Source organism: Sphingobium mellinum (assembly GCF_037860795.1).
Lineage (GTDB): Bacteria > Pseudomonadota > Alphaproteobacteria > Sphingomonadales > Sphingomonadaceae > Sphingobium > Sphingobium mellinum.
This window is the reverse complement of sequence record NZ_JBANRK010000015.1, coordinates 1-20,395: the sequence shown is the minus strand read 5'-3', so window position 1 is coordinate 20,395 and position 20,395 is coordinate 1. Positions and strand designations below refer to the sequence as shown.

The window sequence follows — 20,395 nt, the reverse complement described above, 5'->3', positions numbered from 1 at the left end:
AACGGCAGGTGAAGGTCAGATTTTAGGGGCTCCGCCCAAAAAAACGGAATGGGACATATGTCGCTGGAAGACGGATTGTTCGGGATACATGGAAAGGCGCTGGCGCTTCGCTCCCAGCGTCTTTCCCTGCTCGCGTCCAACATCGCGAACGCCTCGACCCCCGGATACAAGGCGCGCGACATCGATTTCGAGTCCGCGCTCAAGGAAGCGACGGCCCAGCAGCAGGGCGGCTCCGTCGCCGACGTGTCCAAGGCGGTCGACGACAGCATGGGCTATCGCGTCCCGTTGCAGCCCAGCCTGGACGGCAACACCGTCGAACTCAGCACCGAACAGACGCTGTTCGCTGAAAATGCCGTCAAATATCGCACGACCCTCTCTTTCCTTGAGGGCCGCATCAACACCATCACACGCGCGCTGAAGGGAGAATGAGCATGAGCGGCTCGGGTCCCATGAACGTCTTCGACATCGCCGGCCGCGCCATGAGCGCGCAGCTGGTGCGCCTGAACGCCACCGCGTCCAACATGGCCAACGCCGGCAATGTCACGGGCAGCGAGGCACAGGCCTATCGCGCGATAAAGCCCGTTTTCGAATCGGTCACCGACAAGCCCGGCGTCTCGACGGTCAAGGTCGCCAATATCCTGACCACCGACGCCAGGCCCACCAAACGCCACGACCCCAACCACCCCCTCGCCGACAAGAATGGCGATGTATGGGAAGCTGCGGTCGATGGCAGCGCGGAACTGGTCGACATGATCGAGACCGCCCGCATGTACCAGAACAATGTTCAGGTGCTGAACACCGCCAAATCGCTGATGCTCGAAACCATAAGGATCGGCAAATGAGCACGACTTCAACCGTCACCGACAGCGCCGGGCTGTCCGTCTATAATCCCTACAAGAATGTCGGCACCGGCAAGTCGGAAATGGGCCAGGCCGATTTCCTGCGCTTGCTCACCGCGCAGATGCAGACGCAGGACCCGTTCCAGCCGATGGACAATACCCAGATGGTCTCGCAGATGGCGACGATCACCAATTCCAGCGGCATCGCGGAAATGAACGCGACGCTCAAAAGCCTGGCTTCGGAAATGAGCGGCTCCAGGCTGGGCGATGCGGCCAGCTGGATCGGCAAGTCGATGCTGGTGCAGAGCAACCTGGTCGCTCCCGACGCGGCCGGACAATATACCGGACAGGTCAGCTTCGCGGGTGCCACCAGCGGCGCCACGGTCGACCTGCTCGATGGCGGCGGCAATGTCGTCAAGACCATCAGTCTGGGCGACCGCCCCGCCGGAGACACCAACTTCTATTGGGACGGCAAGGACGAAAGCGGCAACATGGTCGCCACCGACGCTCTCAGGATCCGCGTCAACGGCGCCTCGCCCACTCGCGTCGCAAGCTGGGCCACGATCGCCGCGGTCCAGTCACCCGCCGACGGCAGCGCCTCCAAACTCATCACCCCGCTCGGCACCTACAGTCCGAACGACGCCCTTTCACTCGCCTAACCTTCACTCGCACCTCATCCTTATCACCCAAGGAGCAACGCCATGTCCTTCTATATCTCGCTTTCCGGTCTCAAGGCCGCGCAGTCGGACCTTTCGACCATCGCCAACAACGTCTCGAACGTGAACTCGACGGCCTTCAAGAAGAGCAAGGCCGTGTTCGGCGACATCTTCGCCGCCGCGCCGATGCAGACGACCACCCAGGTCGCGGGGCAAGGCGTGCGCACGCTGGGCATCAGCCAGCAATTCACGCAGGGCACGATCGAAACCACCGACAAGACGCTGGACCTCGCCATCACGGGCGAAGGTTTCTTCACCGTGAAGCGCACCGGCGACAACCAGATCAGCTACACGCGCAACGGTGCCTTTTCGGTCGATGAGAACCGCTATGCCGTCGACACGACCGGCGCCCGCGTCCAGGTCGTCGCGCTCGACCCGGTAACCGGCCAGCCTTCCGCTGCCGACCAGACCGCGATCACCAATCGCACGCTGTCCAGCTCGGCGCTGGTCGACCTTCAGGTCCCGACCAACTGGCCCGCCAACGGCACCGGCAACCAGCTGTCGAGCGTCGGCGTGTCGGAAGAAGGCAAGATCACCGGCGTCTACGCTGACGGCACCACCGTGTATCTGGGCGGGATCGCCATGGCCGCGTTCAACAGCCAGGAAGGCCTGCGCCAGCAGGGCGATGCTCACTGGACCGCGACCTCGTCCAGCGGCAACGCGATGTTCGGCCTCGGCAACAGCGGCCTTTACGGCGCTGTCCGCTCCGGCGCGCTGGAACGGTCGAACGTCGACATCACCGAGGAACTGGTCCAGCTGATATCGGCCCAGCGCAACTTCCAGGCGAATTCCAAGGCGATCGAAGCGGCCAACACGCTGTCGACCACCATCGTCAACATGCGCACCTGATAGCGCTCAGGCCCGCCGATAATAACAGGACAGACCCATGGACCGGCTCGTCAACACGGCTCTTACCGCGATGCGCGGCGCGATGGCGCGGCAGGCGGCGATTTCCAACAATCTCGCGAACGTCAACACGGTTGGCTTCCGCGCGGAGATCGCCAATGCCGAGACACGCTGGATCAAGGGCGACGGGTTCGACACGCGGGCGCAACAGTCCGAACAGGTGATCGCTTCCGACATGGCGCAAGGGGCGGTCAGCGAAACCGGCAATCCGCTGGACGTGGCCATGAACGGCGACGCATTGCTCGCCGTCCAGGCCCCGGACGGAAGCGAAGCCTATACGCGCCGCGGTGACCTCAAGGTTTCCGACAGCGGCCTGCTGACCACCGGCGACGGCCTCCCCGTGCTGGGAGAGGGCGGCCCCATCACCCTGCCCGCGATGGACAGCGTCTCGATCGCGCAGGACGGCAGCATCTGGGGCGTGCCGCAGGGGGGCGAAGCATCCAACCCGCAGCGGGTCGACGCGCTGAAGCTCGTCAGCTCGGTCGGCTCCAGCATGGCGAAGGGCACTGACGGCCTGTTCCGCGAAGTCAATGGCGGTGCGCTGCCGCAGGACCCGCTTGCGACCGTCACCGGCGGATCGCTCGAAGGATCGAACGTCAACGCCACTTCCGCGCTTGTGCAGATGATCGAGGCCAGCCGTGCCTGGGAAACCCAGGTGAAGCTCATCAACACCGCCAAGGAACTGGATGACGGCGGCGCGTCGCTCATGCGGCTTGATGGTTAATTTGGCACGAACCTTGCTTCTCATGCAGCAAGACTGACTTCCTGAGGAAGAGACACGATGAGCAACGCAGCCCTTCACGTCGCCCGGACCGGGCTTGACGCACAGAATACGAAGATGCGGGTAATCGCCAACAACCTGGCAAACGTCAATACGACCGGCTTCAAGCGCGACCGCGCCGACTTCGAAACGCTCGCCTATCAGCAGATGGTGGCGGCCGGCGCCAATTCGGACAGCCAGAACAAGTTCGCCACCGGCCTGAACCTGGGTTCGGGCGTCGCGATGCAAGGCACCAGCAAGATCAACACCCAGGGTACGTTGCAGGAAACCGGCAACGCTCTCGACATGGCGATCGAAGGCTCGGGCTTCTTTCAGGTCCAGCGGCCGGACGGCAGCACCGCCTATACCCGGGCGGGCAATTTCAGCACCACCGCCGAAGGCGTCGTCGTCACCAGCGACGGCATGCCGCTCATCCCGCAGATCACGGTTCCCCAGGGCGCGACCGGTGTCACGATCGGCAATGACGGCACCGTGACCGCGACCCTTCAGGGCCAGAGCGAACCCACGCAGCTGGGGCAGGTCGAGCTGGCGAGCTTCATGAACCCCGCCGGCCTGCAGCCGATCGGCGGCAACCTGCTCGCCGAAAGCGCGGCCAGCGGCACGCCCCAGGTGGGCGTGGCCGGGCTTGACGGCCGCGGGGTCATCCGTTCGGGCAGTCTGGAAACGTCCAACGTCAACGTCGTCGAGGAGCTGGTCGATATGATCGAGACCCAGCGCGCCTACGAGGTCAACAGCAAGATGATCAAGGCGACCGACGAGATGCTCCAGTACGTCAACCAGCAGCTGTGAGGTTGACGATGCGCTCCGCTGCGACGTCCTTATTCGCCATTTCGTTAATGGCTTTTGCCGGGTCGCCGGCAATGGCCGGCAAAAAGCGCGATGCCGAGCGGCAATTTTTTGCCCCTGCCGTCGTGGCCGCGCCCGTCGCGGCGCCGGCGAATGGCTCCATTTTCCAGGCGTCAATGGGTTATACCCCGCTCACCAGCGGCGCGCGGGCGCAGAACGTCGGCGACATCATCACCATCGTGCTCGTCGAAAAGACGCAGGCCACCAAGAGTAATAGCGCCGACACAAGCCGCACCGGCAATATCGGCCTGACCCCGCCCAGCACGGGACCATTGTCCAAGCTCTTCTCCGCCACCGACATCGGCGCGAGCGGCGATCAGGGTTTCACTGGCAAGGGCAACGCGACCCAGTCCAACGCGCTCAGTGGCGAGATCACCGTGACGATCGCGGCGGTCTATCCCAACGGCACGATGCTGGTGAAGGGTGAAAAGGCGCTGACGCTCAACCGCGGTGACGAGTTCATCCAGATCAGCGGCCTGGTCCGCCAGGCGGATATCACGCCGGACAATCGCATCGCGTCGACCCGTGTGGCAGACGCCAAGATCATCTACACCGGCAAGGGCGAAATCGCCCGCGCAAGCCGCCAGGGCTGGCTGCAGCGCTTCTTCTCTATGATCAGCCCCTTCTGATGGAGACTGGCCGAGCCATGACCCGCCTTTTCCGCTTCCTGGCGATCCTGCTCAGCCTGCTGGCGTTTCCCGCCCATGCCGAACGGATCAAGGACCTTGGCACCTTCCAGGGTATCCGGCCCAACCAGCTGACCGGCTATGGCATCGTCGTTGGCCTTGCGGGCACGGGCGACGATAGCCTCGACTATGCGACGCAAGGTGTGAAGGGCGTCGTCTCGCGCTTCGGCCTGACATTGCCGCAGGGCATCAATCCGGCGCTGAAGAACGCGGCGGCCGTGCTTGTCACCGCCGACCTGCCCGCCTTTGCCAAGCCCGGCCAGATGCTGGACGTCACCGTATCGGCACTGGGCAAGGCCAAGTCATTGCGCGGCGGCACGCTCATCATGACCCCGCTGCGTGGCGCCGACAATGAAATCTACGCCATGGCACAGGGCAATCTCGCCGTCGGCGGCCTCGGCGTTTCGGGCGCCGATGGCAGCCAGGTGTCGGTCAACATCCCGTCGGCCGGCCGCATTCCGGGCGGCGCCACGGTTGAGCGCGCGGTCGCGACCGGCTTCGACACCGCACCGACGCTGACGTTCAACCTCGCCGAGGCCGACCTCACGACCGCGCTGCGCGTTGCAGACGGCATCAACCGTACTTTCGGCGACCAGCGCGCGCACGCGACCGACGCCGTTTCGGTGACGATCGACGCCGCGCCGGGCGCGCAGAGCCGCATCATGATGATGGGGATGATCGAGAATATCGAGGTATCGCCCGCCGACGCCGCCGCCAAGGTGATCGTCAACGCGCGCACCGGCACGGTCGTCATCAACGGCGCCGTCAAGATCCACCCTGCCGCGATCGCGCACGGAAAGATCACGGTCAGCGTCAATGAATCGCCCCGCGTCGTCCAGCCTGCACCCTTCTCCCAGGGGCAGACGGCGGTCGAGCCTTCCAGCTCGATTTCGATCGACCAGGAAAAGAAACCGATGATTAATTTTAAAGGTGGAGCATCGCTGGCCGATATAGTGAAGGCGGTGAATGCCATCGGGGCCTCACCTGCCGACATGGTTGCGATCCTCGAAGCCTTGAAACAGGCGGGCGCAATGAAGGCTGAACTGGTGGTATTGTGATGCAAATCAAGGCGATTTCTCCCGGCACGCAAGGCAGCCCATCGCCACAGAAGGCGCAACTGGAGCAGGCCGCACGGCAGTTTGAGGCGATCTTCCTGCGTCAGATGATCGGCACCATGCGTCAGGCCGGGCAGGGCGAGGGCCTGTTCGATTCGAGCGCGAGCGACCAGTTCCGCGACATGGCCGACGCACGCACCGCAGATTCCATGGCGGAAAAAGGCAGCCTGGGCATCGCCGAAATGCTGTTGCGCCAGTTCGGAGGCCGCAGCAGCACAGCCGCCGGCTTGAGCGCCACCGCCCCCTCTGCCTCGCCCAGGGATAAGGGCGCATGAGCGACCTGTTCATCATCGGCGCGTCAGGAACGAAAGCCTATCGCCAGGCGATGGCGGCGGTATCGGAGAATATCGCCAATGCCAGTACCGAGGGCTATTCCCGACGGTCGGTGACGACGGTGGAATCCGGGTCCTCCACCGCGACGATGGCGACCTATATCTCGCGCGCCAATTTCGGCGGAACCGAGGTTGCGGGCGTCACCCGCGCGTCAGACCCCTATCTCGACGCAACAGTCCGCTATACCGGCATGGCGCTCAGCAATTCGACCGCGCGCCTGCGCTGGATGAGCGACATCGAAGGCGCGCTCAATGACACGGACACCGGCGTCGGCAAGCTGATGACGACGATGTTCCAGAATTTCGACAAGCTATCGGCGAGTCCGACGGACCGTTCACTGCGGGTCACTACGCTGGACAGCATAAACCGGGTCGCCCAAGCTTTTCAGAGCACCTCGGCGGATCTGGGCCAGGTCTCCGCCGGCATCGGAACCGAAGCCCAAGCGTCTGCCGCCACGATCAACCGGTCCCTGTCGCAGCTTGCGGACATCAACAACAGCCTGCTGCGCTCGCAGCCCGGCACGTCCGCCTATGCCCAATTGCTCGACAGCCGCGACGCCGCGCTCAGCGCCCTGTCGGCCAACCTCAACGTCGACATCAGCTTCGGCGCTCATGACCAGGCGCAAATCAGCTTCAACGGACAGACGCTGGTGCAGGGCGCAAGCGCGACGACGCTGGCGGTGACGGCCAATGCCGATGGCACGCTGGCGCTGGCGACGAGCGGGGGAGCGGCGCTGACTGCTCCGTCGAACGGCACCCTTGGCGGGCTGTTTTCCGCCGCGGCCACCACGGCGCAGCGCCGATCCGCGCTCGACACGCTGGCGCAGCAGTTCGTAACCGACATGAACGCCTGGCATGCGCAGGGCTTGACGGACGCGGGCGCTGCCGGCGGCCCCCTCCTTTCGGGCACAACCGCGGCCAGCGTGACCGCGCTGATCACCGATCCCTCGGCCGTTGCGACCAAGTCATCGGATGGCACGCTGAACGGCAATCTGTTGACGGTGGGGACGACATTGCGCGGCAATGGCAGCGTCGAGCAGGGCTGGACGTCGCTGATCGCGACCCAGGCGAACCTGCTGTCGTCGGTCAAGGCGGAACAGACCACCGCGCAAAGCCGCAGCGATCAGGCCGTCGCCGCGCGCGAAGCGGTAAGCGGCGTTGACCTCGACATGGAAGCGGCCGACCTGCTGCGGCTTCAGCAGGCCTATTCGGGATCGGCGAAAATCCTGCAGATCGCCAAGGAAACCGTCGACGCGATCCTGCAGATCATCTGAAAGGGCTGACCCATGGTAGGCATCACCAACAAGACGCTGATCGCTGAAATCCGTCGGCAGCAGCAACTTTCACAGTCGATCGTCGAAGGCCAGACCGCCATTTCGACGGGCATCACATTGAACAAGCCGTCCGACAACGCGCTCGCCTGGGTGCAAGTGTCCGAGATCGGCAAGGCCCAGTCACAGCAAGGCGCCTGGCAGGCGAACGTCAATTATGGATCCACCCGGGCGGCCAACGCGGAAGCCAATCTGCAGCAGATCAACACGCTGCTGGTCCGCGCGCAGGAACTGGTCACCTCGGCGCGCAATGGGTCGCTCAACGATTCCAACCGCTCTGCCATCGTTGAGGAAATGAAGACGATCCGGACGACGGTTGGATCATTGCTGACACAGACTGACTATCAAGGGGTGCCTGTGTTCGACGATACGCAAAGCGTGCTCGTACCGGTCAGCCGTGGCCTTAACCTGGCCGTGGTCGGCACGCGCCAGGACGTGTCGGAAGGCATCGATGTCGGCGGCACACCCAAATCGCTGGACGACATATTGGGCCAGAGCCTCACGGCCTTGCAAAGCGGCACGGACGCAGACCTCGTCTCGGCGCTCGACGGGATCAAGGCCGGTCAGGGGCACCTCGTCATCGAACAGGCCAAGCAGGGCGTTCGTGGCGACCGGCTCAGCACGATCGGAGATCGGCTGACGACGGTGGATCTGGACCTTGCGGAACGGCGGCAGGGCCTCGAATCGACCGACCTCTCGCAGGTAATCTCTTCGGTGAAGAGCAAGCTGCTGCAACTCGATGCCGCGCAGTCGGCCTTCGCCCGCATCAACCAGCAAACGCTGTTCGACCTCATCAAATAAGGCGGCTCGCGCTTTCGCCCATGATCGTCCCGGCGCGCGCTGGGCCGACGGCCCTGTGCCCGGCAACGGCAGCGCACCGAGAGCAGAAAAATACGGCGTCCTAAACCTCGCGCTAACCAATCCGTATTAACCATCGATCGAGGCGCCATGCAGGCGCGACCACAGGGGCCCCCAGGGCAGAATTTTCGGGGATAGACATGTTCGCAATTATCGGCCTGGTCGTGCTGCTCGCCATGGTGTTCGGCGGGTTCATCTTCACAGGCGGCGATATCGGTCCTGTTCTCCATGCCCTGCCCCATGAGATGATCATCATCGGCGGCGCCGCCGTCGGGGCGCTCATCATCGGCAACTCGGGTGCGGACCTGAAGGCGCTGGGCGGCGGCCTTGGCAAGGTCTTCAAAGGCCCCAAATACAAGAAGCAGGACTTTCTCGACTGCATCTTCCTGGTCTCGCGCCTGATGAAGACACTGCGCGTCGAGGGACCCGTGGCGCTGGAACCCCATATCGAGGATCCGGCCAGTTCCACCATATTCTCCGAATATCCACGCCTGATGGGCGACAAGACGCTGATCCACCTGATCAGCGACACGCTGCGCCTTGTCGTCGTTTCCTCGGGCACACTCGATCCGCATGCGGTCGAAGAGGTAATGGACAACGCGCTCAAGACCCATCACCACGAAGCGCTGCGCCCCGCGGACAACCTCCAGGGTCTCGCCGACGCGCTGCCTGCGCTCGGCATCGTCGCGGCGGTGCTGGGCGTGGTCAAGACGATGGGCGCGATCGACCAGCCGCCGGCGATCCTGGGCGGCATGATCGGTTCGGCGCTGGTCGGCACCTTTCTCGGCGTTTTGCTCGCCTACGGCATGGTCAATCCTTTCGCCAACCGCTGCCGCGCGGTGATCGAAGCGGACGGGTCAATGTATCATGTGGTCAAGCAGATCATCATCGCCTCGCTGCACGGCCATCCGCAGCCACTGGTGATTGAGGCCGCACGGTCCAGCCTCACCCATGCAAACCAGCCGGCCTTCGCCGAGGTGTTCGACGGTATGCGGGGCAAATAAGCCATGGCGGACAAGAAACGCGGCGCGAACGAACCCGAACCTCGCCCGATCATCGTCAAGAAGATCATCGTCGAAGGGCATGGCGGTCATCATGGCGGTGCGTGGAAAGTCGCCTATGCCGATTTCGTGACCGCGATGATGGCCTTCTTCCTGCTGATGTGGCTGCTGGGCGCGACCACTGAAAAGCAGCGCAAGGGCCTGGCCGACTATTTCACGCCCACGCTGGTCGAACTGAAAATGGCCTCTGCGGGGTCAAGCGGCCTGTTCGGCGGCGACTCCATGGTCAGCAAGGAAAATTATCCCACCACCGGCGGCCAGGGTAATCTGGCCATCACCATTCCGCGCGACGCCACCGGCACGAAGGATCAGGGCGGCAAGGCCACCCGCGCCGCCGATCGCGCCAAGTTCGAGGCGGTGAAGAAGGAACTGGAAGCGCGCATGGCCCGCAACAAGGCCCTGGCGAAATTGCGCCGCAACATCCGCTTCACGGAAACGCGCGAAGGGCTTCGCATCGACCTGATCGATGAAGCCAATTTCGCGATGTTCGCGATGGGCACCGACCGGCTGCTGCCGCAGGCCCGGGCGCTGGTGACGGAAGTGGCTGGCGTCGTGCGCACCATGCCCAACCCGCTGATCGTGCGCGGCCATACCGATGGCCTGCCGTACAGCGCGGGGCAGACGATGAACAACTGGATGCTTTCTTCCGCCCGCGCCGAAGCAACCCGTAAGGCGCTGAGCGAGAGCGGCATCGGCAATGACCGGTTCGCCCGGATCGAAGGCGTCGCGGACCGCGAGCCGTTCGCGAAGGACAATCTCTACGATCCGCGCAATCGGCGCATGTCCATCGTGCTGGGCTGGACACCCGGCGGCCGGGACGGAAGCGACGAGGAAGCTCCTGACGCAGCCACGAAGGCCGCCATCCGCGAGCGCGACGATCCGGTCAAGGTCGCCCATGCCGAGGCGCAGAAGCTCGATCTGGGCGGCACCGGCCTTCCCGAGGGGGCGCAGTTGATCAACCCGACGGCGCCTGGGACATCGAGCAAGCCGGGCAAACATTGATCTGCCCAACGAAGCGCCGGCTTCGGCGGGTCCCTGACCCAGCCCCGCTCAGCCCAGAAAATTGCTCAGAATGTCGGGGTGAAATCCCCACCCGGCAAAGCCGCACACACCCATGAAGAGGCCGAACCCGCCCAGCACCCACGCCATGGTCAGCGTGCCCAAGCTTTCGGCAAGGGCGGCGACGGCAGCGACCGATATGGCGGTGGAAATCAATGCCTCGCTTGCGTCGAACTGGTCGTCATGGACGTTGAGGGCGTCATAGCGTGCCGCCAGATCCTGGGCCTGCTTGGCGAGTTGCGGTGCTGAGGTCCGATATTTGGCAACCTCTGCGTCCAGTGACGCCAGCGTTTTCGCGACCGCAGCGCTTGGCCGTTCGCCCGCCATAACGCTGATTTCAGCCCGCGCTGTATCGGCGATGTGCCACTTGGTCTTGGTTGCCTGATATTCGCCCCATCGATCGACGGAGTCCGCCTTGGCCTGCTGCATGGCCTGAACGATGTTGCCGTCCTTGATGTTGCCCAGCCCCATGGCGACGGACAGGATGACGACGGTCATCGCCACCTTGCGATTGAGCGCCTTGTCCTTCGCCTCTGCGCTGACTTCCAGTTCCATGCGGACACCCTTCGCGTGACGACCGGACTTTTTGCGATGGAGACAGGGAAACGCCAGTTAATTATATTTAAGGGGGGCGGCAGCGCAGAATGGCGACAGGCCCGTCAGACCGGCAGGACCAGGCTCGCCTCCAGGCCACCTTGGGTCCGATTGACAAGCTTCAAAGACCCGCCATGCTCCGCCATGATGGCACGCACGAGCGCGAGGCCCAGCCCAGCCCCGCCCGTCTCCCGATTGCGCGATCCTTCCAGCCGGGTGAAGGGCATCATCATTTCCGCGATCCTGTCCTCGGCGATGCCGGGACCGTCATCCGCCACCACCAGCCGGATCGCGCCGTCCCCCCGCTCCACCGACACATGCGCGCGCTCGCCATAGACGATGGCGTTTTCGATGAGGTTGCGCAGCGCCCGGCGGATCTGGCGGGGCCGTACCGACGCAACCGCGCGATCGCTGTCCGCCATCTGCGCCGGTGATCCCAATTCGATGAAATCCTCCACCACCGCGTCGGCAAGGGCGGACAGGTCGACCTTTTGCAGCAGCTCGCTGCTGCGTCCGGCGCGGGCCAGCGACAATATGTCCTCCAGCATCCGGTTCATCTCGTCGATGGTCTCGGACATGCGCGCCCGTTCGCTTTCGTCCTCGACCGACTCGGTGCGCACGCGCAGCGATGCGAGCGGCGTGCGCAGGTCATGGCCGATCGCGCCCAGCATCCGGTCCTTTTCGTCGAGCATGGCGACGATGCGGCCGCGCATCGCGTTGAAAGCGGTCGTCAGCTCGCGGACATCGCCTGGCCCGCGCTCCTCCACCGGGTCCGCGACGCCGCTGGCCGCGAATTGCTGGGCGGACCGGGTCAACTGCCCCAAAGGCCGCGCCAGCCGCCGCCCCATCCACAGCAAGGGCAGCAGTACGATGGCATAAAGGATGAGCGTCTGCCCCATCAACCAACCACCAAAGCGCGGCGACCTATCGCCGATGCGCGCCTGCGTCACCACCCATTGGCCCGGCTGATATTCAGCGGCCATGATGAGGCGCCGGATGCGGCCGCCCGGCGGAAGCTCGCCACGCGCGCGAATGCGAATACTTTCCCAGCGGCGCAGCGGCGCCGCCTGACTGTCCTCGAAGACCCGGACTGCGCGAATGTTGAGGCCGATGTCAGCGAACATGGCGAGCGCGCGGCGTTCCACCTCCGGCCGCCTGTCGCCCGCCAGGCGGGGAGCCATATCCTGGAAATATGCGCGCGGCCGACCGTCTTTGCGTCGGCGATCGGCGCGCCCATCAAGCGCGTCAACGATGCGATAGACGCCGGGAGCCGTCTGCGCCATCAGCGTCAGCCGGTTCCGCTCGCGCAGCAGCAGGCCGAAATTGATCGCCTGCGCAACGAACAGGGCGATCGCGACCAGCATGATGATCTGACCGACCAGGCTTTGCGGCCACAGGCGAATCCGTCTCACAGCTTTCTTACATCCGCCGACAATGTGTAGCCCCCGCCCCAGACTGTCTTGATGAGTGTCGGGTTTTTGGGGTCCGGTTCGATCTTCTTGCGCAGCCGGCTGATCTGGTTGTCGATCGCCCGGTCGAAGGCGTTGGCCTCGCGCCCCTGCGTGATGTCCAGCAACTGGTCCCGGCTCAGCACCTGGTTGGGCCGCGTCGCGAAAGCCAGCATCAGATTATATTCGGCGGTCGATAGCGGCAGGGCCACGCCTTCGCTGTCGACCAGCGTGCGCTCCTGCGACTTGAGCAGCCAGCCGGCAAAGGCGTAGGTTGCGCCATCGGGCGCGGTTACGCGCTGGCCGCCGGCCGCCACGCGGCGAAAGATCACCTTGATCCGCGCCACCAGCTCGCGTGGGGAAAAAGGCTTCAGCACATAATCGTCCGCGCCCATCTCCAGCCCGACGATGCGGTCTGTCTCCTCCGACTTCGCGGTCAGCAGGATGACGGGAATATCGCTGGTTTCGCGGATATGGCGGCACAGCGAAAGTCCGTCCTCCCCCGGCATCATGATGTCGAGCACGACGAGGTCGATCGCGTTGGCATTGAGGCGCAGCCGCGCTTCGACCGCGCTTTCGACCGCCGTGACACGAAAGCCGTTGCGGGACAGATATTGCCCCAGCGGCTCGCGGATAGATCGCTCGTCGTCGACGAGCAGCAGATGGGGCTTTTCGCTCATACAGGGTTCTTGTCACGACTTGCCGAAGCTTGGAAGGGCGAAGGCCGGGTCTGCGCCCTTCCTCTCCGGATCAGTTCCGGTCGGGCGCTTCCGCCCCTCGGCGAGCCTGCCAGGCGCTGCGCATGGCATCGCGGGCGGCCTTCATTTCGTCCGCAGTGACGAAGCCATCCTTGTTGCTGTCCGCCTTGTCGAACATGGCGAGCGGGCCAGCCATGAACTCGGCGCGGGTGACCACACCATCCTTCATTGCCTCGCCCATCGGGCCGCCACCGCCGCGCATCATCATGCCACCGCCAAAGCCGCGATGACCGCCCCGGCCAAAGCCGCGACCTTCATGCTTGCCGCGGTCCGGCCGATCGCCGTCACGCTGGCCAAAGCGTCCCTGATGGCCGGCGAGGAATTCGGCCTTGCTGATCTGCCCGTTATGATCGGTATCGAGCGCTGCAAAGCGCTCTTCAAGCCGCGCCTGCCGCGCCAGTTCGCGGTCTTCCTTCGTCAGCTTGCCGTCGTGATTGACGTCCAGCTTGTCAAAGCGGGCGTTCAGCGCGGCGGTCAGTTCCGCCTTGCTGATCTTGCCGTCATGATTGGCGTCGACCATCGCCATGATCGCGCCCTGCCGGCCGCCCGGCCCGTCACGATCGGGCTGCGCCAAGGCGAGGTGCGATGCAGCCAGCCCGCCGACCAGCAGCGCACCTACGCCAACGGTGCCGAGAAATTTGCGGATCATCTTCCAGTCTTCCTTTCGCGGAGTTCAAGCGAACGGCACCGCCGTCCCTGCAACGCCTTATGGGGAAGACTTGTCCCGCAACTATGTCAGGTCACGGGCGAAACTGTCGCAATTTGTAACCGCGAGGCGCCTTCCCTCAACCGTCCCGCCTGCCGAGCAATCGCAGCCGCAGCGCGTTGAGCTTGATGAAGCCCGCCGCATCGCGCTGGTCATAGGCGCCCGCATCGTCCTCGAAGGTCACGACCTTTTCGCTGTAGAGCGAATAGGGCGACTTGCGGCCAACGACCTGGACGCCGCCCTTGTAGAGCTTCAGGCGGACGGTACCGCTTACCTTCTCCTGGCTGTGGTCGATGGCCGCCTGCAGCATCTCGCGCTCCGGGCTGAACCAGAAACCGTTGTAGATCAGCTCGGCATAGCGGGGCGCCAGTTCATCCTTCAGATGGGCCGCGCCACGATCCAGCGTCAGCTGCTCGATGCCGCGATGAGCGAGGTGATAAATGGTGCCGCCGGGCGTTTCATACATGCCGCGCGACTTCATGCCGACAAAGCGGTTCTCGACCAGATCGAGCCGGCCGATCCCATGCTTGCGGCCATAGTCATTGAGCGTTTCCAGCAGCGTTGCCGGGCTCATGCCGACGCCGTTGATCGCAACGCCGTCGCCGCGCTCGAAATCGATCGTGATATATTCGGGCGCGTCAGGCGCGTCCTCGGGATTCACCGTGCGCGAATAGACATAGTCCGGCACTTCTTCCCACGGATCTTCCAGCACCTTGCCCTCCGAAGAGGTGTGCAGCATGTTCGCGTCGGTCGAAAAGGGGCTTTCGCCGCGCTTGTCGCGGGGGATCGGGATCTGGTGCTGCTCCGCGAACTCGATCAGCCGGGTGCGGCTGGTCAGGTCCCACTCGCGCCACGGCGCGATCACCTTGATATCCGGCGCAAGGCCATAATAGCCGAGTTCGAAACGGACCTGGTCATTACCCTTGCCAGTCGCACCATGGGACACGGCGTCCGCGCCCACCTGCCGCGCGATCTCGATCTGCCGCTTGGCGATCAGCGGACGGGCGATCGACGTGCCGAGCAGATACAGCCCCTCATACAGCGCATTGCCGCGCATCATCGGAAAGACATAGTCCTTCACAAATTCTTCGCGCAGGTCGTCGATGAAGATATGCTCATCCCTGACGCCCATCAGCTTGGCCTTCTGCCGCGCGGGTTCCAGCTCCTCGCCCTGCCCAAGGTCGGCCGTGAAGGTCACCACCTCGCAACTGTAGGTCTGCTGCAGCCATTTCAGGATCACGCTGGTGTCCAGCCCTCCTGAGAAGGCCAGGACAATGCGGTTGATCTTATCGGACATGGGCGGAGCGACCTTCCTTCAAACTGGCGCGAAATTACCGGCGCGCCGGTATCAGGGGTAGGCCCCAAGTGCAACCGAATCGAGCAGCTGGGCCTGCGCGGGGCGACGGCATGGTACCATCGCCCCTCATCTTCGATCGGCGTCGCTTCCCGTCAGCGGGTCTGCGGCTTGTATCCCAGGCGATTTCCCGGACCGGAGCCCAGCCGATAGACGGTCTGCGTCTGCGGCTCGGTACGAATGGTCTGGGGCGGCAGGGTTGTCTCGACGGGGGCAGGCCGCGCGGCGGATTGCCGTTCCTCCTGAGCCAGCAGGAATCTTGCCCGCGCCAAGCGCCTCTTGTGCGTACGGAACGGGTTTTCAGCTGTCGGCGGGGCGGCGACCATGTCTTGCAGGGTTGCGCCGGCATTGATGGGGACGGACGGCGACGCCATCGAGTAACGAGGCGCGGGGTCAGGCTCGACAGGCGCCGCGGGGATGTCGTCCGCACGGCTCTCGACCGCTACGCCGGTCCAGTCTTCCCGATCATCCAACAGCCGCCTGCGACGACGCATGACCGCCGCGCCGCCGAGGCCGGCCAGAATCAGCAGGCCGCCACCCGCAGCCCAGAGCAATGCTGGATCCTGGCCGTTCCCCGCCGCGCGGGAGGCGGTTTCCTGCCGCCCGGAAGTGGCCATTGGTGCAGCAGCGGGTACCCTGGCCTCGGTGGCTCCAGTCGGAGCGGCATCGCGCATCTGCGCGGTCGGCACGCGTGGTGGAGCGGCGGGGGCGGGCGAAGCTTCAGCCGCGCGGCTGGATCGATATGGCCGCGCAGACGGTTCGGTTCGTGGCGCGCGCGCCTCGCGGCGCGAAGAAGTCTCCGGCGCAGGAACAGCGCTTTCAGCTTCCGACGCGGCTCTTGCTGCCGCCAACCTCTCTTCCACGGAGGGCGTCTTCTGCACCATCTGCTGCGCTGGCGTGGAAGCAGGATCGGCCGACGTCGGCGCAGGGGCCGTGACGACGGGTGGCGGCACAATTATGGGGGCCGATCCGGCGGGGGCGTCCTGCGCTCCTGCCATGGTGGAACCAAGGGCCAGAACAGCGGCAATCGCGGCTCCGGCGGGGCGAACGGCGTGAATATATCCTCTCATAGCCCAAGCTTAACCACCGAACCGTTCGATCGAACGCATAACCAGGTTCATATTCGGGACGAAATGCCCCGATCATCCGGCGAATCGTCATGAAATAGGCCTGAATTAATATTCGTTCATCTTGAACGAGACGGAATATCGCTGAGCTATTGCCTCACCATTTTGCCTCTATTGTGAATCCTCCTCCGACCCAGTCCGCTTCTTTCCCTCCAATTGCCGGTCGGCTCGTTCTTCTTCCTGAATACGCGCTTGTCGCTCCGCCTTGGTCTGGCCGAAGCGGGCGCGATCGGCCTCAGCCTGCCGCGCCTTGTCGGCCCGCGCCCGCGTCTTGCGCGCCTGCCTAAGATTGATGATGTCGGCCATGGATGCTCCTTGATACACGGGCGGTTGAGGTACAGGCCCTCCTCTTTTTCCGCGCGACCCTCTACAGCCCTCCGATGCTCCAGATCCTCATAGACGCCGACGCCTGCCCGGTAAAAGACGAAAGCTACAAGGTCGCCTGGCGCCATGGCGTGCCCGTCGTCGTGGTCAGCAACTCCCCCATCCGCGTACCGGCCCATCCGCTCGTCTCGCGCATTGTCGTGAGCGACGGCTTCGACGCCGCGGACGACTGGATCGTGGAGCATGTGACTGTGGGGTCCATCATCATCACGGCCGACATATTGCTGGCGGATCGATGCCTCAAGGCCGGCTGCGGCGCCGTGATAGCGCCGACCGGTAAGCCCTTCACCCGTGCGTCCATCGGCAATGCGGTGGCGGTACGAGCCATCATGGCGGATCTGCGCGCCGGCGCACTGGGCGATAGCATCGGGGGACCGGCGCCCTTCGGCAAGGCGGATCGCTCGCGCTTCCTGTCGGTGCTGGATGAGACGGTGGTGCGACTAAGGCGATGACGGGGTGGTTCAGGACAGTTGCCAGCTTTCGCTTTCGACCCACGCACAATGGTCCAGATTCGCTATGAACAGGCGCTCATGCGTCCGGCGAAAGCGGATGAGCGCGTCCAAGCTGGATCTGCCCCTGCTTTGGTCGGGCGGGCCATCAGGACTCAGGGTGAGATCGCCGGCCACGCGGGAACAGAGCTTTGCATGCTCCAGGCCCAGTTGCAGGAACCGCACTTTTTCCGATGCGTCCGGATCGCCGGATACGCTGGCCGCCGCCCTGGCCAGCAACGCTTCACCCTGCGCGAAACAGGCTTCGGGATAGACGGCCGCCGCCGCTTTCGCCCAGCTTTTCCAGCGAGACGCATCCCGATCCCGAAACGTCTGGTCCAGCCCGGGGCCAAGATTGGCGACATAGGCCTCCCACTGCGTGAAATACGCCTTCACATCCGCCGCCGCTTTGCCGAACGCTGCGTAATATTCCTCCAGCAAGGTGTCTGGGTCGGCATCAGGCCGGCTCTGGAGCCGCATCATGAGGTAAAGCGTCGGCCCCTGCGTCGCCCATTGCCCTGTCAACGAGTCGAAATCGGTGGCGACCAGCCCGTTCCGGGCAGCGTTCCCGAATTCATCGGCGAACTGATGGGCAAAGATGAACGGCATGCAATAGCCATCGAGGAAATAGTTCACCCGCAGAAAGACCCGAGCGCCCGTGCCGGCCCAGCCTCGCCATTGCTTCTTCATCCATTCCTGCACCTGCGGCCGGCGCGGGTAGAACCAGCCGGACGGACAGAAGCCGATCAGGATGTTCCGGTTCAGTCGAACACCCGATGTCGGCGGCACGAAATAATTGGCATAGGCATAGCCGACGATGGTGACATCGGGATTTTCCCGCGCGGCCAGCTTCTGGATGGCGAGCCAGGACCGCGCATAACGGTCCGTTACAAACGCCGTGCGCGCCATCTTCGACTGGGGCGGAACGAATGTCAGATAATCGGGCGGCGCAGGACTGTCGAGCGCCCTGCAGAGCGGACATTCGCACAGGCCCGGAATATCATTCTCCACCGCGTTGATGAAGCTCGCCGGAGCGGCGGCGCCACCTTTCTCGCGCCACAGGGCGACGATCTTTTCGTGCAGCCCCGGCTCGGCGATCGACATCGAATAGCGGCCGCCTTTCTTTACCGGGCCGCGCTTGCCATCGACAAGCTGGAACCATTCGGGATGCTGCTCCCCATAGCGGGCCCACCAGTCGCCAAAGGCGTGGCCATAGCCTATGCGCTGTCGCCGGCCCATGCGATGCCGCCTCAGATAGACCCGCTGCGCCGCGAGAAAGTCGGCCGCAACCGACGGCGAAAATCCCAGTTCGGGATGGCCTGCCCTGTCCGGCTTGAAGATCCGCACGTGCCGCTGCATGAAGGCGGGCGCCACAATTTCATCCAGCTGCGGCAAGATCAGCGTTGCGACCTTCGGAACCAGGGTCCCGCCATCCCCGGGCCAGAGCCAACGGACCTTCAGCCATTTTTCCAGCACGTCATAGACGCCGAACAGGGTGCCAGCCGAAACGTCGGAATCCAGCGGGTCCCCCGGCCCGTCGCGTCCCACGATGACCAGACGGTTTCCAATAGTGCGAAGCTGGCAGGCTTCGGGCGGCAGGTCCCCGACGTTCAATCCCGCCGAGCGTGCGAAGCCTGTCTCGCCAAGATAGATGAATGCGTGCCCGTCCCCCTCCTCCGCCACCCGGGCTTCCGGAAAAATAAGAGGCCGGGCGCCGATCGCCCTTTCCAGATGGGCAGCCAGTTCCTGGGCCGCATAAACGACGGAGTCCTTCGGTGCATCGGGAGTCACCACTATAGGCAGCCTGATCTTGTCGATCGGCGCGCCGCCCGATGCCGCTGCCGCCATGCCCCTGCCCTGCGCGGAAAGCAGCGCCGCGGCGGACCCAAGCGAAAAGACGCGGCGCGAGATGCCCTGCTTCATAAGCCAATCTCCGCTCATGCGCGGTTTGTTGCGGCGCTGAAATCCGGCCGCGACCATAGGCTGAGGGCCTTGGCAGTGCCATTGCCCAAGCGGGGGACCCCGATATATCGAAATAGCCGTGACTGGATCGGCGCGATGCTGCCGCAAGATGACGGTGGAGCGGGTAGCGGGGATCGAACCCGCATCACAAGCTTGGAAGGCATCAGTTTTTGGCAGTTTTATAGGGCTTTCCGAGCAAAACGAGGTAAATTCGTTGCCTTTCGTGCCAATCGGTTAGTTGTTGGCTGCAAAACAATCAAACGGGCTTCAAAGCGACCTGTAGCCACCCCCTATTGCCATTCCCCGACCCGCTGCTTGAACTGGTGCGCGGTTAGGGCGTGGCGCAGTCTAGACCCGGGAAGATCGTACTACCGCAACGCCTCTTGCAGAATCGTTTCTTGTTATGTTCTCATAAACTACATGAACCAGCCAAATTCTCTTTGGCTCGCCCACTCATATGACCGCTCGCCGGTCCACCTTCGATCTCGCTATCCATTGTGCCGCTCCCTATCCCAGCGGCAATCAGCCCTTCATCCCGCGACCGCGCAAGGCGGCCTCGGCGCCACGCTTACGCGAGCACAAGGTGACCACCGATAGCCACCATCGCCTGGGTGTCGCGGCAAACTGGCTGGACGGTGATTTTGCCGGCGATGCTCCCAACCGCAAATGGGCCGGCGACATTACCTATATCTGGACCTCCGAGGACTGGCTCTACCTTGCCGTCATCCTCGACCTGCATCGCCGGCGTGTCGTGGGTTGGGCTGTCAGCGACAGGATGACCCGAAGGGCGGCGGAGCCAACAAGGATTTGGCGATCAGGGCGTTGGATATGGCGGTGCGCCTGCGCCAGCTTCCGGAAGGCTGCCCTTTCCATTCGGATCGCGGCAGCCAATATTGTTCTTATGACTATCAGAAGAAGTTGCAGGCCTATGGCCTGCGTCCATCGATGAGTGGCAAGGGCAATTGTTACGACTGTGAGAAGATGCATGCAGTCTGGAAGGTCTGACCCGTGCTTACGACTGACCACGTGTCATGGCGTTGATCT

The 20,395-nt window shown here is 63.9% G+C and carries 22 protein-coding genes and 1 pseudogene; 15 read left to right on the top strand and 8 right to left on the bottom strand.

The features are described from left to right. The first annotated feature begins 57 nt into the window (after window positions 1–57). The 13 genes from flgB to AAC640_RS14100 all read left to right on the top strand — a co-directional run bounded on the left by flgB (window position 58) and on the right by AAC640_RS14100 (window position 10,473). Window positions 58–429 carry a flagellar basal body rod protein FlgB gene (flgB, locus tag AAC640_RS14160; protein WP_340267352.1) on the top strand — a complete coding sequence of 124 codons (372 nt, stop codon included), beginning with the start codon at window positions 58–60 and terminating at the stop codon, window positions 427–429. Between the two features lie 2 nt (window positions 430–431). Then, the gene (gene flgC, locus AAC640_RS14155) at window positions 432–842 is read left to right on the top strand and encodes a flagellar basal body rod protein FlgC (protein WP_340267350.1); all 411 of its coding nucleotides are present in this window, start codon (window positions 432–434) and stop codon (window positions 840–842) included. Further along, window positions 839–1,498 carry a flagellar hook assembly protein FlgD gene (locus AAC640_RS14150; RefSeq protein ID WP_340267348.1) on the top strand — a complete coding sequence of 220 codons (660 nt, stop codon included), beginning with the start codon at window positions 839–841 and terminating at the stop codon, window positions 1,496–1,498. The genes flgC and AAC640_RS14150 overlap by 4 nt, the downstream gene beginning before the upstream one ends. A 42-nt stretch (window positions 1,499–1,540) precedes the next feature. After that, entirely contained in the window at window positions 1,541–2,404 is an 864-nt protein-coding gene (locus tag AAC640_RS14145; RefSeq protein WP_340267346.1) for a flagellar hook-basal body complex protein, read from the top strand. A 37-nt stretch (window positions 2,405–2,441) separates the two neighbouring features. Continuing rightward, a complete protein-coding gene (locus AAC640_RS14140; RefSeq protein WP_340267344.1) occupies window positions 2,442–3,185 on the top strand; it encodes a flagellar basal body rod protein FlgF in 744 nt (247 codons plus the stop codon). Between the two features lie 57 nt (window positions 3,186–3,242). Beyond that, window positions 3,243–4,031, top strand: a complete 789-nt coding sequence (gene flgG / locus AAC640_RS14135) for a flagellar basal-body rod protein FlgG (RefSeq protein WP_340267342.1) — start codon at window positions 3,243–3,245, stop codon at window positions 4,029–4,031. Window positions 4,032–4,039: 8 nt separating this feature from the next. Continuing rightward, window positions 4,040–4,717 (top strand): flagellar basal body L-ring protein FlgH, encoded by a 678-nt coding sequence (locus tag AAC640_RS14130; protein ID WP_340267454.1) that lies wholly within the window; start codon window positions 4,040–4,042, stop codon window positions 4,715–4,717. Window positions 4,718–4,734: 17 nt separating this feature from the next. Further along, on the top strand, window positions 4,735–5,832 hold the full coding sequence (locus AAC640_RS14125; protein ID WP_340267340.1) for a flagellar basal body P-ring protein FlgI: 1,098 nt from the start codon (window positions 4,735–4,737) through the stop codon (window positions 5,830–5,832). Beyond that, the gene (locus AAC640_RS14120) at window positions 5,832–6,164 is read left to right on the top strand and encodes a rod-binding protein (RefSeq protein ID WP_340267338.1); all 333 of its coding nucleotides are present in this window, start codon (window positions 5,832–5,834) and stop codon (window positions 6,162–6,164) included. Before AAC640_RS14125 ends, AAC640_RS14120 begins: the two co-directional genes overlap by 1 nt. Then, a complete protein-coding gene (flgK, locus tag AAC640_RS14115) occupies window positions 6,161–7,495 on the top strand; it encodes a flagellar hook-associated protein FlgK (protein ID WP_340267336.1) in 1,335 nt (444 codons plus the stop codon). Before AAC640_RS14120 ends, flgK begins: the two co-directional genes overlap by 4 nt. Window positions 7,496–7,507: 12 nt before the next feature. Then, window positions 7,508–8,353, top strand: coding sequence for a flagellin (locus AAC640_RS14110; RefSeq protein ID WP_340267334.1), 846 nt, complete (start codon window positions 7,508–7,510; stop codon window positions 8,351–8,353). Between the two features lie 197 nt (window positions 8,354–8,550). After that, on the top strand, window positions 8,551–9,414 hold the full coding sequence (gene motA, locus AAC640_RS14105; RefSeq protein ID WP_340267332.1) for a flagellar motor stator protein MotA: 864 nt from the start codon (window positions 8,551–8,553) through the stop codon (window positions 9,412–9,414). A 3-nt stretch (window positions 9,415–9,417) separates the two neighbouring features. After that, entirely contained in the window at window positions 9,418–10,473 is a 1,056-nt protein-coding gene (locus AAC640_RS14100) for a flagellar motor protein MotB (RefSeq protein WP_340267330.1), read from the top strand. Window positions 10,474–10,521: 48 nt separating this feature from the next. Here the strand turns inward: AAC640_RS14100 and AAC640_RS14095 are convergent, their stop codons facing one another. The 7 genes from AAC640_RS14095 to AAC640_RS14065 all read right to left on the bottom strand — a co-directional run bounded on the left by AAC640_RS14095 (window position 10,522) and on the right by AAC640_RS14065 (window position 16,823). Then, entirely contained in the window at window positions 10,522–11,085 is a 564-nt protein-coding gene (locus AAC640_RS14095; protein ID WP_340267328.1) for a DUF4337 domain-containing protein, read from the bottom strand. Window positions 11,086–11,189: 104 nt separating this feature from the next. Then, the gene (locus tag AAC640_RS14090; RefSeq protein ID WP_340267326.1) at window positions 11,190–12,536 is read right to left on the bottom strand and encodes a sensor histidine kinase; all 1,347 of its coding nucleotides are present in this window, start codon (window positions 12,534–12,536) and stop codon (window positions 11,190–11,192) included. Continuing rightward, the gene (locus tag AAC640_RS14085; RefSeq protein ID WP_340267324.1) at window positions 12,533–13,252 is read right to left on the bottom strand and encodes a response regulator; all 720 of its coding nucleotides are present in this window, start codon (window positions 13,250–13,252) and stop codon (window positions 12,533–12,535) included. The genes AAC640_RS14090 and AAC640_RS14085 overlap by 4 nt, the downstream gene beginning before the upstream one ends. A 70-nt stretch (window positions 13,253–13,322) precedes the next feature. Further along, window positions 13,323–13,979 (bottom strand): EF-hand domain-containing protein, encoded by a 657-nt coding sequence (locus AAC640_RS14080; RefSeq protein WP_340267322.1) that lies wholly within the window; start codon window positions 13,977–13,979, stop codon window positions 13,323–13,325. 136 nt (window positions 13,980–14,115) lie between these two features. Then, a complete protein-coding gene (locus AAC640_RS14075; protein WP_340267320.1) occupies window positions 14,116–15,333 on the bottom strand; it encodes an argininosuccinate synthase in 1,218 nt (405 codons plus the stop codon). 152 nt (window positions 15,334–15,485) lie between these two features. Beyond that, the gene (locus AAC640_RS14070; RefSeq protein ID WP_340267318.1) at window positions 15,486–16,007 is read right to left on the bottom strand and encodes a hypothetical protein; all 522 of its coding nucleotides are present in this window, start codon (window positions 16,005–16,007) and stop codon (window positions 15,486–15,488) included. A 621-nt stretch (window positions 16,008–16,628) separates the two neighbouring features. Then, on the bottom strand, window positions 16,629–16,823 hold the full coding sequence (locus tag AAC640_RS14065; RefSeq protein WP_340267315.1) for a DUF4169 family protein: 195 nt from the start codon (window positions 16,821–16,823) through the stop codon (window positions 16,629–16,631). A 74-nt stretch (window positions 16,824–16,897) separates the two neighbouring features. Between AAC640_RS14065 and AAC640_RS14060 the strand changes: the two genes are divergently transcribed. After that, on the top strand, window positions 16,898–17,353 hold the full coding sequence (locus tag AAC640_RS14060; RefSeq protein ID WP_340267452.1) for a YaiI/YqxD family protein: 456 nt from the start codon (window positions 16,898–16,900) through the stop codon (window positions 17,351–17,353). Between the two features lie 9 nt (window positions 17,354–17,362). Here the strand turns inward: AAC640_RS14060 and AAC640_RS14055 are convergent, their stop codons facing one another. After that, complete coding sequence (locus tag AAC640_RS14055; protein ID WP_340267313.1) at window positions 17,363–19,312, bottom strand: DUF4838 domain-containing protein; 1,950 nt, start codon at window positions 19,310–19,312, stop codon at window positions 17,363–17,365. A 595-nt stretch (window positions 19,313–19,907) separates the two neighbouring features. Here AAC640_RS14055 and AAC640_RS14050 point away from each other — a divergent pair. Further along, window positions 19,908–20,350: pseudogene (locus AAC640_RS14050) on the top strand (DDE-type integrase/transposase/recombinase); the annotation flags it as partial. Between the last annotated feature and the right edge of the window lie 45 nt (window positions 20,351–20,395).

Excerpts from the sequence above, each read along its gene's own strand:
- flgB (WP_340267352.1), top strand. The coding sequence starts at position 58 with ATGTCGCTGGAAGACGGATTGTTCGGGATACATGGAAAGGCGCTGGCG.
- flgC (WP_340267350.1), top strand. The coding sequence starts at position 432 with ATGAGCGGCTCGGGTCCCATGAACGTCTTCGACATCGCCGGCCGCGCC.
- AAC640_RS14150 (WP_340267348.1), top strand. The coding sequence starts at position 839 with ATGAGCACGACTTCAACCGTCACCGACAGCGCCGGGCTGTCCGTCTAT.
- AAC640_RS14145 (WP_340267346.1), top strand. The coding sequence starts at position 1,541 with ATGTCCTTCTATATCTCGCTTTCCGGTCTCAAGGCCGCGCAGTCGGAC.
- AAC640_RS14140 (WP_340267344.1), top strand. The coding sequence starts at position 2,442 with ATGGACCGGCTCGTCAACACGGCTCTTACCGCGATGCGCGGCGCGATG.
- flgG (WP_340267342.1), top strand. The coding sequence starts at position 3,243 with ATGAGCAACGCAGCCCTTCACGTCGCCCGGACCGGGCTTGACGCACAG.
- AAC640_RS14130 (WP_340267454.1), top strand. The coding sequence starts at position 4,040 with ATGCGCTCCGCTGCGACGTCCTTATTCGCCATTTCGTTAATGGCTTTT.
- AAC640_RS14125 (WP_340267340.1), top strand. The coding sequence starts at position 4,735 with ATGACCCGCCTTTTCCGCTTCCTGGCGATCCTGCTCAGCCTGCTGGCG.
- AAC640_RS14120 (WP_340267338.1), top strand. The coding sequence starts at position 5,832 with ATGCAAATCAAGGCGATTTCTCCCGGCACGCAAGGCAGCCCATCGCCA.
- flgK (WP_340267336.1), top strand. The coding sequence starts at position 6,161 with ATGAGCGACCTGTTCATCATCGGCGCGTCAGGAACGAAAGCCTATCGC.
- AAC640_RS14110 (WP_340267334.1), top strand. The coding sequence starts at position 7,508 with ATGGTAGGCATCACCAACAAGACGCTGATCGCTGAAATCCGTCGGCAG.
- motA (WP_340267332.1), top strand. The coding sequence starts at position 8,551 with ATGTTCGCAATTATCGGCCTGGTCGTGCTGCTCGCCATGGTGTTCGGC.
- AAC640_RS14100 (WP_340267330.1), top strand. The coding sequence starts at position 9,418 with ATGGCGGACAAGAAACGCGGCGCGAACGAACCCGAACCTCGCCCGATC.
- AAC640_RS14095 (WP_340267328.1), bottom strand. The coding sequence starts at position 11,085 with ATGGAACTGGAAGTCAGCGCAGAGGCGAAGGACAAGGCGCTCAATCGC.
- AAC640_RS14085 (WP_340267324.1), bottom strand. The coding sequence starts at position 13,252 with ATGAGCGAAAAGCCCCATCTGCTGCTCGTCGACGACGAGCGATCTATC.
- AAC640_RS14080 (WP_340267322.1), bottom strand. The coding sequence starts at position 13,979 with ATGATCCGCAAATTTCTCGGCACCGTTGGCGTAGGTGCGCTGCTGGTC.
- AAC640_RS14075 (WP_340267320.1), bottom strand. The coding sequence starts at position 15,333 with ATGTCCGATAAGATCAACCGCATTGTCCTGGCCTTCTCAGGAGGGCTG.
- AAC640_RS14070 (WP_340267318.1), bottom strand. The coding sequence starts at position 16,007 with ATGGCCACTTCCGGGCGGCAGGAAACCGCCTCCCGCGCGGCGGGGAAC.
- AAC640_RS14065 (WP_340267315.1), bottom strand. The coding sequence starts at position 16,823 with ATGGCCGACATCATCAATCTTAGGCAGGCGCGCAAGACGCGGGCGCGG.
- AAC640_RS14060 (WP_340267452.1), top strand. The coding sequence starts at position 16,898 with ATGCTCCAGATCCTCATAGACGCCGACGCCTGCCCGGTAAAAGACGAA.
- AAC640_RS14055 (WP_340267313.1), bottom strand. The coding sequence starts at position 19,312 with ATGAAGCAGGGCATCTCGCGCCGCGTCTTTTCGCTTGGGTCCGCCGCG.